The 15,655-nt window shown below is 70.0% G+C and carries 13 protein-coding genes; 12 read left to right on the forward strand and 1 reads right to left on the reverse strand.

Translation table 11 applies throughout. The features are described 5' to 3' along the window. The first annotated feature begins 7 nt into the window (after nucleotides 1-7). The 12 genes from C7C45_RS26190 (at nucleotide 8) to C7C45_RS26250 (ending at nucleotide 9,862) form a co-directional block, all read left to right on the forward strand. On the forward strand, nucleotides 8-847 hold the full coding sequence (locus tag C7C45_RS26190; RefSeq protein ID WP_110566361.1) for a fumarylacetoacetate hydrolase family protein: 840 nt from the start codon (nucleotides 8-10) through the stop codon (nucleotides 845-847). 45 nt (nucleotides 848-892) lie between these two features. Continuing rightward, on the forward strand, nucleotides 893-1,657 hold the full coding sequence (locus tag C7C45_RS26195; protein ID WP_110566362.1) for an SDR family NAD(P)-dependent oxidoreductase: 765 nt from the start codon (nucleotides 893-895) through the stop codon (nucleotides 1,655-1,657). A 12-nt stretch (nucleotides 1,658-1,669) separates the two neighbouring features. Next, entirely contained in the window at nucleotides 1,670-2,569 is a 900-nt protein-coding gene (locus C7C45_RS26200) for a hypothetical protein (RefSeq protein WP_110566363.1), read from the forward strand. A 291-nt stretch (nucleotides 2,570-2,860) separates the two neighbouring features. Continuing rightward, complete coding sequence (locus C7C45_RS26205; RefSeq protein WP_110566364.1) at nucleotides 2,861-4,186, forward strand: carbohydrate-binding domain-containing protein; 1,326 nt, start codon at nucleotides 2,861-2,863, stop codon at nucleotides 4,184-4,186. 233 nt (nucleotides 4,187-4,419) lie between these two features. Further along, nucleotides 4,420-5,628, forward strand: coding sequence for a helix-turn-helix domain-containing protein (locus C7C45_RS26210; protein ID WP_110566365.1), 1,209 nt, complete (start codon nucleotides 4,420-4,422; stop codon nucleotides 5,626-5,628). A gap of 152 nt (nucleotides 5,629-5,780) precedes the next feature. Further along, nucleotides 5,781-5,963: a hypothetical protein gene (locus C7C45_RS26215; protein ID WP_110566366.1), complete on the forward strand. Its 183-nt coding sequence runs from the start codon at nucleotides 5,781-5,783 to the stop codon at nucleotides 5,961-5,963. A gap of 73 nt (nucleotides 5,964-6,036) precedes the next feature. Next, nucleotides 6,037-6,261, forward strand: coding sequence for a hypothetical protein (locus C7C45_RS26220; protein WP_110566367.1), 225 nt, complete (start codon nucleotides 6,037-6,039; stop codon nucleotides 6,259-6,261). Nucleotides 6,262-6,510: 249 nt separating this feature from the next. Beyond that, on the forward strand, nucleotides 6,511-6,978 hold the full coding sequence (locus C7C45_RS26230; RefSeq protein WP_244200575.1) for an enolase C-terminal domain-like protein: 468 nt from the start codon (nucleotides 6,511-6,513) through the stop codon (nucleotides 6,976-6,978). Then, a complete protein-coding gene (manD, locus tag C7C45_RS26235; protein ID WP_110566368.1) occupies nucleotides 6,975-8,204 on the forward strand; it encodes a D-mannonate dehydratase ManD in 1,230 nt (409 codons plus the stop codon). The genes C7C45_RS26230 and manD overlap by 4 nt, the downstream gene beginning before the upstream one ends. After that, complete coding sequence (locus C7C45_RS26240; RefSeq protein ID WP_110566369.1) at nucleotides 8,194-8,751, forward strand: gluconokinase; 558 nt, start codon at nucleotides 8,194-8,196, stop codon at nucleotides 8,749-8,751. The genes manD and C7C45_RS26240 overlap by 11 nt, the downstream gene beginning before the upstream one ends. 166 nt (nucleotides 8,752-8,917) lie before the next feature. Next, the gene (locus C7C45_RS26245; RefSeq protein WP_110566370.1) at nucleotides 8,918-9,496 is read left to right on the forward strand and encodes a sigma-70 family RNA polymerase sigma factor; all 579 of its coding nucleotides are present in this window, start codon (nucleotides 8,918-8,920) and stop codon (nucleotides 9,494-9,496) included. A 9-nt stretch (nucleotides 9,497-9,505) separates the two neighbouring features. Beyond that, on the forward strand, nucleotides 9,506-9,862 hold the full coding sequence (locus C7C45_RS26250) for a hypothetical protein (RefSeq protein WP_208641342.1): 357 nt from the start codon (nucleotides 9,506-9,508) through the stop codon (nucleotides 9,860-9,862). Between the two features lie 68 nt (nucleotides 9,863-9,930). Here C7C45_RS26250 and C7C45_RS26255 read toward each other — a convergent pair whose 3' ends face one another. Then, complete coding sequence (locus C7C45_RS26255; RefSeq protein ID WP_110566371.1) at nucleotides 9,931-15,393, reverse strand: ATP-binding protein; 5,463 nt, start codon at nucleotides 15,391-15,393, stop codon at nucleotides 9,931-9,933. Nucleotides 15,394-15,655: the final 262 nt, after the last annotated feature.

A 15,655-nucleotide genomic window follows, 5' to 3' on the forward strand; every position in this document is an offset into this window, starting at 1 on the left:
TTGGTTCGTGAGATTTCTGCGTGTCGGGCCCGTCGGGCAGGAGCGTCCCGTGCTGTCCGCCGAGGGACGGCACTTCGACCTCTCGTCGCTCACCGCCGACATCGACGGGGAGTTCCTCGCCGGCGACGGCATCCAGCGGGTCCGCGAGGCCACCGACCTGCCCGAGATCGACATCACCGGTCAGCGGGTCGGGGCGCCGATCGCCCGGCCCGGGGTGGTCCTCTGCGTCGGGCAGAACTACGCCGCGCACGCCGCCGAGTCGGGTGCCGCGCCGCCGACCGCACCGATCATCTTCTACAAGGCGCCCAACACGGTCGTCGGCCCCTACGACGACGTCCTGATCCCGCGCGGATCGGCGAAGACCGACTGGGAGGTGGAGTTGGCGGTGGTGATCGGCCGCCGGGCCCGCTACCTCGCGTCGCCAGCCGACGCCGTCGCGCACATCGCCGGGTACGTGCTGTCCAACGACGTCTCCGAGCGAGACTTCCAACTCGCCGTCTCGGGCGGCCAGTGGTCGAAGGGCAAGTCCTGCGAGACGTTCCAACCCCTCGGCCCGTGGCTGGTCACCGCCGACGAGATCGGCGACCCGCAGGCGCTGCGGCTGCGCTCCTGGGTCAACGACGAGCCCCGGCAGGACTCCAGCACGAAAGACATGATCTTCGACGTGGCGTACCTCGTCTGGCACCTGTCCCAGTACACCGTCCTGGACCCGGGCGACGTCATCAACACCGGCACGCCGCAGGGGGTCGCGCTCTCCGGCCGCTTCCCGTACCTGACCGCCGGTGACGTGATGGAGGTCGAGGTCGACGGCCTCGGCCGGCAGCGGAACACGCTCAGGGACGCCTGACGGCGGTGTGGCAGCTCGCAGGACCACTCGGGATGGGAGAGAAGCATGCGGTGTGACGGCCTCGTGGCGGTGGTGACCGGGGGTGGTTCGGGGATCGGGCACGCCTGCGTGCGGGCGTTCGTGGCCGCCGGCGCCCGGGTGGGCGTGCTGGACCTGGATCTGTCGGGCCTGCCCGAGGATCCTCGTGTGCACGGCGTCCGGGCGGACGTGGCCGACCGGTCCTCCCTCGACGGGGCCGTCGCCTCGGTCGCCGACGCGTTCGGTGGCATCGACATCGTGGTGAACAACGCCGGCATCTCCGCCGTGGGCACGGTGGAGGAAGACGACGACGAGCAGTGGAGCAGGGTGCTCGACGTCAACGTCACCGGCGTGGCCCGAATGAGCGCCGTCGCAATGCCGTACCTGCGCCGGTCGTCGTCTGCGGCGATCGTCAACGTCTCCTCGATCGCGGCGACCGTCGGCCTGCCCCGACGCGCCCTGTACTCGGCGTCGAAGGGCGCCGTGCACGCCCTCACCCTCGCCATGGCCGCCGACCTGGTGACGGAGGGGATCCGGGTCAACTGTGTCGCCCCCGGCACCGTGGACACGCCCTGGGTGACCCGCCTGCTCGCCGGCGCGGCCGACCCGACGGCGGAGAAGCGGCAGCTCGCTTCCCGCCAGCCGACGGGCCGCCTGGTGACCGCCGACGAGGTGGCCGCCGCCGTCGTCTACCTCGCGTCGCCCACGACCCGGTCGGTGACCGGGTCGTCGCTGGCGGTGGACGGTGGCATGTCCGGCCTACGACTACCCAGTGTCAGATCGGGCGCGTGACATGATTGCGTCATGGGGAAACAGCAGGACGTCGGCGAGCCCGACCGTCACAGCGGGTCCGACACCACCGCCCACCGTCCGATCGGTGGCAGCGCTGACGAGCGGCTGACCCTCGCACAGGACCCCACAACGCCACAGATGACCCTTATCGACCTGGCTTCCGACCCGTCGCCCGTGGTCCGCAAGACGGTCGCCGCTCGGGCCGACGCGCCCGCGCAGGCGCTGCGACCGCTGACCCGCGACCACGATCGGCAGGTGCGGGAGGCCGTGGCGAGGAACCCCTCGACCTCGCTCGCCAACCTCATGCGTCTCGTCAAGGACGCCGACCGGTGGGTCCGCTGGGCGGTCGCCGGCAACCCGGCCTGTGACGAGTCGATCCGCAGGGTGATGTCCGAGGCGTCGGACAAGGAGCTGCGCGGTCTCCTCGCGGAGAGTCGCGAGCTGGAGCCCGAGTTGGCCGCCAAGCTGACCGACGACGTCTCACCCGAGGTACGGGAACGACTCGCCACCCACACCCACGACTCGGACGTGATCACCACCCTACTGGCCGATCGCACCGCCCGCGTACGCAAGGGGGTTGCCCGCAACCCGCGGACCACCGCCGAGCAGCGCAGCGCGCTCGCCGCGGACCCGGTCGTCGACGTCCGTGCCGCGCTGGTCCGTGCGGTCGAGGTGGACGAGGCGGATCTGGTGCGCCTGGTCGACGACCGTTCGGTGCAGGTCCGACTGGCGATGGCGACATCCGAGGTCGTTCCGTCGCACATCCGGCAGATGCTCACGCGCGACTCCGACGAGATGGTGGCCAGTGCGGCACGGGACTTCCGCCCGGGGTCCGGCACCTCATCCGCCGTGCGGGCTCCCCGCATCGCGCACCGGCCCTCCGCCGCCGGCGCGGGTCGGCGGGACTCCTAGGCCCGGACGGCGTCGGCCTGTCACCTCGCTGGGCGCGGATGTGCCGGTGAGCGGTATGACTCACGGGTATAAATATTCCGCTGAGTCATAACGCCGCTCGGGGTGTCCGCTCCCACCGCGTCCCGGGTCGTGCGGAACGGAGAGTACAACTTCGGTACTCGGGCTGGCCTTGAAGCATTCACATCTGTCACGCCGATCTTCCTTACGCTACGAATGCCCAGCTCATGGGCGTATGTCGGCAGGGGAGGATCAGCGGTGCGTTTCCGGAGACTCAGATTCAGGCTCGCGGCGATGGCCGTGGCGACGGTGGTTGCCGCGACCGGCGGAGCACTCGTCGACGGTACGGCCAGTGCCGCCGAACCGTCCCCGTTCACCGTCGTGGACGGCGCGATCCGTACGGCGACCGGCGCCCCCGTGCCCGCGTCCGGCACGCACGCCTCGCTCTGGGGCAACTCCAGTTACGCCACCACGAGCATCAGCGGCTCCGGCCGGGTGCTGATCGGCGCCATCGGTGACAACTGCCAGGGCTGGCCTACCGTCCGTGTGACGGTCGACGGTGTCAGCGTCGGCCAGACCACCATCGTCAGCGCGACCAACTACGGCACCTACCCGGTCGGCGCTGCGGTCGGCCCTGGACAGCACACCGTGCAGATCCAACTCATCAACGACTTCCGGGCCGACCCCTGCGACCGCAACGTCCACATCGCGTACGCGCAAATGGAGACCGCGGGTGCCACCGACACGAAGTTCAGCTTCGCCGTCCTGCCGGACACCCAGCAGGAGGTGCTGAACAGCAGCGACACCCGGTTCCTCAACCGCACGAACTGGCTGGTGCAGAACCGTTCCGCGCTGGACCTGCGCTTCGTGGCCTCCTCGGGTGACGTGGTCAACTGGGACACCCCGGACCACTCCCAGTACGTCGTCGCCCGCAACGCGATGCGGCCGATCGAGAACGCCGCCATCCCGTACTCGCTGGCGATCGGCAACCACGACACCCAGGCGACCGGCGTCGGCGGCTCGGCCCGCGACCCCGAGCACACCCGGGAACTCGTCCGCGACACCACCGTCTTCAACAGGTACTTCACCGCCAGCCAGTACCGCGCGGTCAAGGGACAGTTCGAGGCCGGCAACGTCGACAACTCGTACTCGACCTTCGAGGCCGGCGGCGTGCAGTGGCTGGTGCTGACCCTCGAACTGTGGCCCCGGGTCGAGGCAGTGAACTGGGCCAAGAACGTCGTGGCCGCCAACCCCCGGCACAACGTCATCGTCGTCACCCACGACTACATCGACGGCAACGCCAACATCGAGCAGAGCGCGTCCTACGGCGCGACCAGCCCGCAGTATCTCTTCGACAACCTGATCAAGCAGTACGCCAACATCCGGTTCGTCTTCTCCGGTCACGTCGGCGTCGCCGCCAACCGGGTCGACACCGGGGTCAACGGCAACAAGATCTACTCGTTCCTCCAGACGTTCCATTCCAACACCACCAATCCGGTACGCCTGGTCGAAGTCGACACCGCCGCCAACTCGCTGCGGACCTGGATCTACGGGCCGTACAACAACCAGTCGTTCACCGAGTACGACAGGTCGTTCACCGGCCTCGGCGTGGTCCGCTGACGCGGGCGAAGGCGCTGTCGACGAGCGTGTCGGCGTAGTCGGGCGTCACCGGGCGTGCCGTGTTGCTGGCCGATCCACGTTTGACTGGCTAGAAAGAACGTTGCCAGTCGTCACACCACGAGCTGTCGCGCGCGCCGGCGAGCTGATGGGTTACCAGCGTGGCGGAGCCGTGGGTACGGTGGGCACGACGGCGGCCACGATCCGTGACGCACCTCGCGCTATGGGGGTTTCGGATGGACTCTATGCCAGCGCTGACCTTCGGGCAGCGCCTGAAGCTCTACCGTGAGCGCTCGGGCAAGACCCGCGCTGTGCTCGGCGGGCTGGTCGGTCGAAGCGCCGAGTGGGTCAAGGCCGTGGAGACGGATCGCATCCTGCCGCCGCGCGTCCACATGCTGGATCGGATCGCCCGCGCGCTCAAGGTCGACGTGTCCGCGTTGGTGGGGGAGTTGAGCGATCGGTCCGCGGTGGTGAACGGACCGGAGCACCCTGCACTCGCCTCGGTTCGGGACGCCGTCAACCGTTTCTCGTTCTCCGGCGCGGTGCCCCCGCAACCGGTGGTGGCGATCAGGGAACGCCTCACCGCGGCGTGGCGGGCACGCCACCAGGCGTCTGACCACCGAACAGTTCTCGGTGCCCTGCTTCCGGATCTGGTGCGCGACGCTCAGCAGGCAGCGTTGACCTACGAAGGTGACGAGCGTAGCCAGGCGCAGGCTCTGTTGGCCGAGGTTCTTGGGCTGGCTCAGATGTTCCTGGCTTACCAACCTGCTGCGGAGCTGCTGTGGCGGGTCGCGGACCGGGCGATGGTGGCGGCGCAGGAATCGAGTGACCCCGAAGCATTGGCCTGTGCGGGGTGGTTCCTGTGCCAGGTTCACCGGGACGCCGGCGACTGGGATACCGCAATGACGGTGACGCTGGATGTGGCCTCGGCGCTGGAGGCGCGAATCGACGACGCGAATGCCAATCTGCTCGCGTTGTGGGGCGCGCTCAATTTCGAGGCCGCCTATACCGCCGCTCGTGCCGGTGAGGACGGTCGAGCGTGGCATTACTGGGATCGCGCAGACCGGGTGGCGCAGCGATTGCCGCAGGGCTTCTACCAGCTGCAGACGTCGTTCTCGCGAGTCATCATGGGAGCCCACGCCGTTACCGTCGCCGTCGAGTTGCAAAAGTCCGGTGAGGCTGTGCGGCAGGCCAACCGCCTTGACCCGGCTGCCATCCCATCAAGGCCCCGGCGCTCCCGGCATCTCATCGAAGTGGCCCGCGGCCACTACGGAAAGGGCGACAACGAAGCCGCCGCGGAGACTCTTCGGGAAGCGTACGACTGCGCGCCGGAGACGGTTCGCTTCAACGGTTACGCCCGCCAGATAACGTTGGACCTGATCAATGCACGTTCGGTGCGCGCTGACGTCCGCGATCTTGCGCTGAAGGTCGGCCTGGTCTCCTGATCTACGGGTAGGAACCGTACCTATTCCGCCGCATGACGTTACGTAGGTTCTCCCTCAGGGGTGCGACGAGCAGCGTGACGTCGCCTGGTCGCCGCATTCCCCTTCAAGTGGAGGGTGGATCAGATCACCCTCGTGACTCACGAGGAGATCCGGTGCCGCGCGTCTCGTACGAGGAGTACCTGGTCGCCGTAGCCCTCACTCTTGCCCGCCGCCACCGCCCGGTCTGGTCCTGGCGGAAATGGCGGCGGATCTGCCGCTGTGGAGCGGACCTGCCCTGCCACATCCGGCATCGCATACCGATCAACCGTGGCCACTGGCCGAGCGAGGAGGCGTAGTGAACGACGCCCAGGGGCAGGCAACCCTGGCCGTACATGTGCCAGGAATCGGCGGTCTCCTCGGACGTGTGCGGTGACCACCCACGGCCCGGTGCTGCCGATCTGGAGTTGCGGTGGTTGCAACGCGCCCTGGCCCTGTCCCACTCGGAAGCTGGAGCTGCGGGTGGAGTATGCCGGGGCTCCGATGTCGCTGGCCCTCTATCTCGGCGCCTACCTGGTCCAGGCCACCGAAGACCTGCCCTGGACGTCCGCCGGCACATTGCACCAGCGCTTCCTCGGCTGGACCCGGACCCGATGAGCAGCCTGCGGGCAGGTAACGAGGAATTCCGCTACAGCGACGGCTTCTCCAAAACAAACGGCCAAGGCGTGCATCTGCGATCATGCTCCGGTCACCGGGTGGTCGTCGGACCGCCATCCGTGCTCCGGTCGGTATGCCGGTCTGCTCCCACAACGACTTCATCTCGCCGATCGCCTGCTCCATCAACTGCACCATCGCCCGCCGGGCGCGATCGCCGTCGCGCCGCTGGATCGCCTGGGCGACATCGGCGTGCGCCTGGAGGGCCTGCTCGTGGTGCAGGCCGGCATCGCCGTGGCCCAGCCGGATTTCGCGCACGCCGGCGGCATCACCGAGGTTCGCAAGATCGCTACACTGGCCGAGGTGTACGACGTGCAGCTCGCCCCACACTGCCCGCTCGGGCCGATCGCTCTCGCCGCGTGCCTCCAGGTCGGCTTCGCCACACCCAACTTCCTGATCCAGGAACAGAGCATCGGCATCCACTACAACCTGGACGCCGAGGTGCTCGACCACTGCCTCGACAAGGCCCCACTAGCCTTCGTCGACGGGTACGTGCCTCGGCTGACCGCACCCGGTCTCGGCATCGAGATCGACGAACACGCGGTGCGGACCGCGGACAAGCGCGGGCACGCCTGGCGCGCCCGACCTGGCGGCACCCCGACGGCTCCTGCGCCCAGTGGTGAGACCATCCGACCGGTAAGAACGAAAGGCACCCCGTGAAGATCGTCGCAGCAGACATCATCGTGTCCAGCCCCGACCGGAACTTCGTCACCCTGAAGATCACTACCGATGAGGGCATCACCGGTCTGGGCGACGCCACGCTCAACGGCCGTGAGCTGTCCGTCGCCTCGTACCTGCGGGACCACGTCGCCCCGCTGCTGATGGGGCGGGACCCGCACCGGATCGAGGACACCTGGCAGTTCCTGTACCGGTCGGCGTACTGGCGGCGCGGCCCGGTCACCATGGCGGCCATCGCCGCGGTGGACGTCGCGCTCTGGGACATCAAGGCCAAGGCTGCCGGCATGCCGCTGTACCAGCTGCTGGGCGGCGCGTCCCGCACCGGGATCATGGCGTACGGGCACGCGTCGGGGCGGGACATCCCCGAGCTGTTCGACTCCATCCGCCGCCACCTCGACGAGGGCTTCCGGTCGATCCGGGTGCAGACCTCGGTGCCGGGGATCAACGCCGTCTACGGTGTGGCCGCCCAGCCCAGCGCCACCGGCCAGCGCTACGACTACGAACCCGCACAGCGCACCCCGCTGCCCGTCGAGGAGGACTGGGACACCCGCGCGTACCTGCGCCACCTGCCCCAGGTCTTCGAGGCGGTCCGCAGCGAGTTCGGCCCGGAGCTGCCGCTGCTGCACGACGGCCACCACCGGATGACCCCGATCCAGGCCGCCAAGCTCGGCAAGGCCCTCGAACCGTACGACCTGTTCTGGCTGGAGGACTGCACCCCGGCCGAGAACCAGGAGGCACTGCGGCTGGTCCGTCAGCACACCACCACCCCGCTGGCCATCGGGGAGGTCTTCAACACGGTCTGGGACTACCAGACCCTGATCCGGGAGCAGCTGATCGACTACGTCCGGTCCGCGGTCACCCACACCGGCGGCATCACCGCCATGCGCAAGCTGCTCGACTTCGCCGCCCAGTACCAGATCAAGTCCGGCATCCACGGCCCCACCGACATCTCGCCGGTGGGTATGGCCGCAGCCCTGCACCTGGACCTGGCCATCCACAACTTCGGGATCCAGGAGTACATGAAGCACACCCCGCTGGCCAACGAGGTGTTCCGGCAGTCGTTCACCTTCACCGACGGTTACCTGCACCCGGGCGACCAGCCGGGACTCGGGGTGGAGCTCGACGAGGAGGCGGCGGCCCGGTTCCCGTACGAGCCGGCGTACCTGCCGTTCAACCGGCTCAAGGACGGCACGGTTCATGACTGGTGAGCGGCCCGGCGACGCCCAGCCCACCCGGCACGTCGTGGTGATGGGCGTCTCCGGGGCCGGCAAGACCACCGTGGCGCGCGGGATCAGCGCGGCGACCGGGCTGATGTTCGCCGAGGCGGACGAGTTCCACTCCCCGGAGAACGTGGCGCGGATGCGCTCCGGCGTGCCACTGGACGACACCAACCGCTGGCCCTGGCTGCGGGACATCGCCGCGTGGGTGGCCGAGCGCGGCGCGGAGGGTCGGTCGACGGTGCTGGCCTGCTCGGCGCTGAAGCGGTCCTATCGGGACGTGCTTCGTCAGGGCCCGAGCCGGGTGGATTTCGTGCACCTTGACGGGCCGGCCGAGGTGATCCGGGCCCGGATGGCACGGCGGCAGGGGCACTACATGCCGGCGAGCCTGCTCGAATCGCAGCTCGCCACACTGGAACCGGCCGAGCCGGACGAGTCGGTGCTCGTGCTCGATGTCTCGCTCGCCCCGCAAGCGCTGGTGGCGGCAGCCGTCAGCGGCCTCGGCCTGCCCGTCTCGGCCAGGGTGGGGGACCGGTAGCCGCGGTATCCAGGACCAGCCCGGCGCAGGCTGATCAACCGAAAAGGGGGAGTCCCGGGAACTTTTGCGGACCGGTGTCCGACAACCAGGGTGCGCGGCTGACCGGCGCGATTCGACGACGGCATCTCGGCATGGAGGACGTCAGTGGCACCCAGGACGGTGGTCTGTGCGAAACGGCGTCGTTGACGACGACCAGGTGACCCGGTGGGCGCAGGAGGCAGGTCAGGGTGACCGGCAGGCCGCCACGGCGTTCATCCGGGCCCTGCAGGCTCAGGTCTGGCGGTTCCTGTCGCACCTCGTCGGGCCGGGTGAGGCCGACGACCTGACTCAGGAGACGTTCCTGCGGGCATTTCGTAACCTGCCCGGATTCGCCGGCCGCTCGTCGGCCCGGACGTGGGTGTTCACGATCGCCCGGCGCGTTGCCGTGGATCACGTCCGGACGGCGGTGGCCCGGCCACGGTCGGCGATGGTGCCGGACTGGCAGGCGGCGGCCGAGGCCGCCGGCGCGATCACGGGCGGCGCCGACGAGGGAGTGACCCTGCAGCAGTTGATCGCCGGCCTGACCAGGGAGCGACGCGAGGCGTTCGTCGCCACCCAGGTGCTCGGCCTGTCCTACGCCGAGGCCGCGGACCTCTGCCAGTGCCCCGTCGGCACGATCCGCTCCCGGGTCGCCCGGGCCCGCGAGGATCTCGTCGCGGCCTGGCAGGCCGACACCGGCCCGAGCCATGGGCGACGAACCGGCTGATCGTGAATATTGATACTGGTCGGTCTGGCCCTGCTCACCGCCGGAGGCGCGGCGCTCGGCGGGGTGGTCTTCGCCGACGGCGGCTACCAGTGGCTCGCGGTCGGCCTCCTGATGACCGGTTTCGGTGTCTCCTACGCCTTGCCAGCGCTGGTCACGGCCCTCGTCGGCGCCGCCCCGACGGGCACGGCCGGTGCGGTGGGTGGCCTGCTCAACGCCGTGCGGCAGGTCGGCGCCACCCTCGGTGTCGTCGTCATGGGCGCTGCTGCCGCCGTCGGCACCGGCTGGGCTCTGCTGATCTCGGCCGCGGTCTGCGCCGTCGCCTGGCTCGTGTTCGCTGTCGCGCGCCCGGCCGAGACGACCGGATGAGACCGGGGCGGGGCGGTGTCGATTCCTCGCTTTCCAGGAACCGCGCCCGCCCCGCCCGTCTCGTCGGGTTAACCCAGGTGAGCTTCGATGGCCTCGATGATGCGCGGACGCAGCTCGGCGGCGCGGATGACGGCATCCACCGAGCCGACCTCGACGGCGCGCTGGATGTTGTGCACCCGGTCGAACTCCGTGGCCACCTCACCGAGCTTCTCCGTGCGTACCGACGAGCGCAGCTCGTCGAGCTCCGCCGTGAGCGCGGCGCGTTCGGTGCCGGCCGAGGCGGCCACACTGGCCTCCAGGTCCCGCACCCGGGGGTCGGCGGCCGTGCGGGCGTTGACGTCGGCGGAGAACACCACCGCGGCGGCGGGTGCGCCACCGAGCACCGAGGCGAACGAGCCCTCCAGCGCCAGCACCGTCATGTTCGGGTTCAGCGCCTTCGAGAACACCACGAACGCGCCGCCGTGGTAACGCGAGATCACGCAGAAGACGATCGGCCCCCGGAAGTTCACGATCGCCCGGCCGATCTCGGCGCCATACTCCAACTGCAGCTTGCGCATCGACTCCGGTGAACCGTCGAAGCCGGACAGGTTCGCCAGTACGACGAGAGGCCGGTTGCCGCTTGCCACGTTGATCGCCCGCGCGGCCTTCTTCGACGAGCGGGGGAACAACGTGCCGGCGGTGTAGGTGTCCGGGCCGTCGGTGGGTGGGAAGCCATGCCGGGGCACCGACCGGGACTCGATGCCCAGCAGACAGACCGGGATGCCGCCGAGGTGGATGTCCTGCACGACCGCGGTGTCCGCGTCCGCCATGCCCGCCCAGCGCTCCAACACCGGGTGGTCCTGGTCGGAGAGGGCCCGCATCACCGTACGGATGTCGAACGGCTTCTTGCGGTCCGGGTTGTGCTCGACCGAGAAGATCTCCCCGACGGTGCTGAAGGCGCTGCCCGCGACGTCGTGCGGGAAGGTGGAGATGTCGCGGTCCGCGGGGTCGGTGGTGGCCGCCCGCCGTGGCGCGTCCTCGCCGGGCGCGACGTACGTGTGGTCGTAGTGCGACATCACCACGTCCCGCGCGGCGGTCAGGTTCGGCGCCCAGTACTGCGCCTGCCCGTTCGGCCCCATCACCCGGTCGTAGCCGCCGATGCCGAAGTTGTCCTCCGCGGACACGCCACCGGAGAAGTCGAGCGACTGCTTGCCGGTGAGCACCATCGCCGAGTCGGGGGTCATCACCAGGATGCCCTTGGTGTGCATGAGCATCGTCGCCTCGGCGTTCCAGTACGGCTGCGCACCGACGTTGATGCCCGCGACCACGACGTTGATCTCACCGCCGGCCTGGGTGAACTCGACGATCCGCTTCAGCGCCGCGGCCACCCAGTCCATGTTCTCCGTACCGGTGGTCATGGAGATTCGGGCGCCGGCGGACAGCGCCCACCACTCCAGCGGCACGTTCATCCGCTCCGCGAGGTCCAGGGCGGCGATCACGCGCCGGCACTCGGGCTCCGACAGGGCGCCCAACGCCTTCGTCGGGTCACCGAGCAGCACCACCCGGGTGACACCCTGCGGGTGCCGCTCGGTCGGCGTGGTGACCACCCCGGCGACGACCGCGGCGCTGTTGCGCCCCTTCGGACGATCCACCGGCACCAGCTGGTGGTCGTCATCGAGGTCGTGTTCGGCGAAGTCGCCGAGCCGGCCGGTCAGCTCGTACGGGTACACGGTGTTGCGGCTGCTCGCCCGCAGCACCTTCAGCCGGTACTCGTCGAGCGGTTCGAGTGGCTCGACCGGCGGCTCACCGACGGTCAGCTCGGCGCCACCCGCGGCGTCGAACGAGATCCGTACGGCGATCTTGGTCAGCTCGCCGGTCCGGCGGTCGCGCTGCCGCGCGATGAACAGGATCTCCTCCAGCCCGGCGCCCGCGGTCGTCGGGCGGACGCGCCCGGCGATCATCTCCATCTCCTCGCGAGTTAGCTCGCTCGGCGGCCAGACGTAGATCACGATCCGGTTGGTGTTGAAGCGCGTCTTCGACGGTCGCCGCGACTGGGCGCGGCGGATCGAGTCGAGGCAGGCGGCGACGGCGTCCTCGGTGGTCGGCAGCGCCACCAGGCGCCCGTCCTGCTCGCGAAGCTCGGTCAGGTCACGTACCTGCGCGAACGCGACGAGGCGCTCGTCGGCCCGGTTGTCCCGCGCCACGCACTGGAAGAGGTAGACCTCCTCGTCCGCCGACGGCAGCCGGGTCAGGTCGAACTTGTGCAGCCGCTCCAACTGCATCCGCTGCGCGATGTACGGGTGCAGGCCGCGGATCAGCCGGTCCTCGGTCATCCCATCGCTGGACGGGCGGAAGGTGAAGTGGTGGTGCATGACCGCTCCGCCGCGACCCGCGACGGTGGTGGTGACCCGGCGGACCTGGGTGGGCAGCGGCTGCGCGGCGACGACCTCGGCCAGCGCGGCGGCCATCGCGTCGAAGTCCTCCGGCTGGTTCTCCCAGCCGAGGTAGATGTCGGCGTCGACGGAGTCCTCGCCGCTGGCCAGCTCGGCCAGGCCACGCAGTGCGCTGCCCAGCGCGTCGAAACTCACGGCGGCGGAGACGACGCTGGAGTCGGCGCGCTCGGCGACCACGAACGTGCAGCCCGCGACCTCGTGCGCGCGCACCCTCGCGAGCGCCTTGTTGCCGTAGTACCGCCGGGTCAGCACCTCCAGCATGACCGCGTTGTCGAGGTTGTCGCGGACGAGCCGCTGGCCGAGCAGCCGGACCAGCGGTTCGGTGCTGCGTACCATCTCGGCGATGCGCTCGGCGCGGTCCGCCGCGTCCGGGTGGGCGTCGAGGTGCCGCAGGTGCCCACGGACCTCGGCGTAGACGCGGGCGCGGTTGCGACGCAGCAGCGGCTGGGCGAACCAGGCGAACACCACGCCGCGGGCGAGGTCCGCGACTGCGGGGAAGCGGACCTGCGTCGCGGCGATCAGCCGCTCCAGCGCGAGGCCGGCGGGTTCGCGAAGCGTGTCGTCCGGCGGGGTTTCCCGCAGCCAGGCGCGCAGCAGCGTCGCGATGACCGTGGCGTCGGCGGACGCGCGTTGCTGGGCGAGGAAGATCCGGAAGACGGCGGCTTCGACTGCGGGGGAGCGTTCCAGGTCGGTGACGCCGTAGTGGCCGAGCGCCTTGGCGAGCTTGGTCTGGAAGGCGTCCGGCAGCCCGGCCCGCTCGACGTCGAGGCTCTGCAGGTAGGTGTGGAAGTACTCCCGGGCGCTGTGGACGTGTGACGCGCCGCCGTCCTCGCCGGTCGGCCGGTTGCGACTCAGTTCGGCGAGGTCGGCGAACACCTCGATGAGATCGAGCTCCGCGGCCAGCGGCCGGGAACCGGCGTCGGTGGCAGCCCGCCGGGCGGTCAGGTAACCGTCGAGCACCCGACGGTCGTCGTGCGGGTCGACGTCGAAGCCGAGCAGCAGACCGCGCAGGTCCTCCTGACCGCGCCGGCTGCGCTCGTCCGCCGGAGTGTTCTCGGCGGCGGTGGGCAGGTCCAGTTCGACGGTCTCGGCGGCCGGGTCGTCCGTGGTCTCGGCGGCCTCGTCCGCGAGCGGCTCCAGGCGCAGCAGCGGCGCACCCGCCTCGACCTGGCTGCCCACGGAGACGGCGCACTCCTTCAGCCGCGCCTTGAACGGCGCCCGCAGCACCGTCTCCATCTTCATCGCTTCGAGCACCAGCACCGGTGCGCCCGCCTCGACCTCGGCGCCGACCTCCAGCGGCGTGGCGACGACCAGCGCGGGCATCGGGGAACGCAGGACGCCACCCTCGTCGCGGCTGACCCGGTGGGTCACGCCGTCCACCTCGACCAGGTGGGTCGGCCCGTAGGTGCCGGTGAGCAGGCGGTACCGGATGCCGTTGACGACGATCTGGCCGGTGTGCCGATCGAAGCGGTCGAGGTCGACGTCGGCGGTGCGGACGACGGCACCCGTCTCGATGCCGACGCGGAACCGGTGTGCGCCGACCCGCGCGACGCGCGTGCGGTAGCTGACACCGCGCAGCTTGAGGTCCAACGGTCGGCCGCTGGCGTGCTGCACCTGCGGGCGCCCGCCGGACGCCGTCGACAGCAACCGCTGCCGCTCGACGCGCTCCTCCTCCTCGTACGCCTCGATGGCGGCGGCGGCCAGGGCGACCGCGGAGTGGCGGTGCGTGACGAGCCGGCCCTCGCTGCGGACGCGGTCGATCCAGCCGGTGTCCGCGCTGGCGTCGATCACCTCGGGCTGGTCGAGCAGGTCGAGCACGAAGCTCTTGTTCGTCGCGCCACCCTCGATGATCACCGTGGTGTTCGCCATCGCCCGGCGCAGCTTGCCGAGTGCCTCGTCGCGGTCGCGGCCGTACGCGATGATCTTCGCGATCATCGAGTCGAAGTCGGCCGGGATGGTGTCGCCCTCGCTGACGCCGGTGTCCACCCGGATGCCCGGCCCGCTGGGCAGGTCCAGTCGTGCGATGCGGCCGGGTGACGGCGCGAAGTCACGGTCCGGGTCCTCGGCGTTGAGCCGCGCCTCGATGGCGTGCCCGCGCTCGGCTGGCGGCGTACCTTCGAGTCGCCCACCCGATGCGACGTGCAGCTGTGCCTTGACCAGGTCGAACCCGGTGGTCAGCTCGGTGATCGGGTGCTCGACCTGGAGGCGGGTGTTGACCTCGAGGAACGCGAACAGGCGGTCGCCGGGGTGGTAGAGGAACTCGACGGTCGCCGCGCCGCGGTAACCGACCGCAACGGCCAGCCGCTCGGCCGACGTCTTCAGTTCGGCGGCCTGCGCCGGATCGAGCACCGGCGACGCCGACTCCTCGATGACCTTCTGGTTGCGTCGCTGCACGGAGCAGTCGCGGACGCCGAGCGCCCACGCGGTGCCCTGTCCGTCGGCGATGACCTGGACCTCGACGTGCCGGGCGCCGGTGACCAGGCGCTCCAGGAACACGATGCCGCTGCCGAACGCCCGTGCCGCCTCCTGGCTGGTGCGCTCGTACGCGTCGACCAGTTCGGCCTCGTTCCTGATCACGCGGATGCCGCGTCCGCCGCCACCGGCGGTCGCCTTCAGCATCAGCGGGTAGCCGACCTCGGCTGCCGAAGCCCGGGCGGCGTCCAGGGTCTCGACGGCACCGCGGCTCCACGGAGCGACCGGTACGCCGACCTTCTCGGCGATCAGCTTCGAGCCGATCTTGTCGCCGAGTTGGCGCATGGCGTCCGGGCTGGGCCCGACGAACGTGACGCCGATCTTCTCGCACAGCTCGGCGAACGCTGGATCCTCGGCGACGAAACCCCAACCGACCCACGCCGCGTCGGCCCCGGTCTCCGTCAGGGCGCGCTCCAGCACCGCCAGATTGAGGTACGGGCGGGCGGATGCTGGACCGAGATCGTAGGCGATGTCCGCTTCGCGCACGAAGGTGGCGGTACGGTCGACGTCGGTGTAAAGAGCGACGGTTTCGATCTGCACGCCGGTCTCCGCGGCCAACTCGCGGACCGCGTGGATGAGCCGCATGGCGGCTTCACCACGGTTGACGATGGCGACACGGTTGAACACCCGACTGACCCCTTAGCTAGACCTCGAACTGCGTGCCGCGAGACGACGGCTCCCAGCAGTGATCACCTTTCCGGTTGGCGGCGGCCAGCGCTATGGCGCAACCACCGAACCAACAGTCCCTCAGTTGTAGGAAGTGCACAAAAGTTTTTGGCGGGCCCTCGGGTCTGCGCCCGCAGTTGATCAAGGCGGTGCGGGTGGTTCACGTCGGCCGCCTCTCCTGTTCACCACCGAGTGATCGGCTGGTCCGGTAATCATCGCCGGT

The organism is Micromonospora arborensis (assembly GCF_003205615.1).
GTDB lineage: Bacteria > Actinomycetota > Actinomycetes > Mycobacteriales > Micromonosporaceae > Micromonospora > Micromonospora arborensis.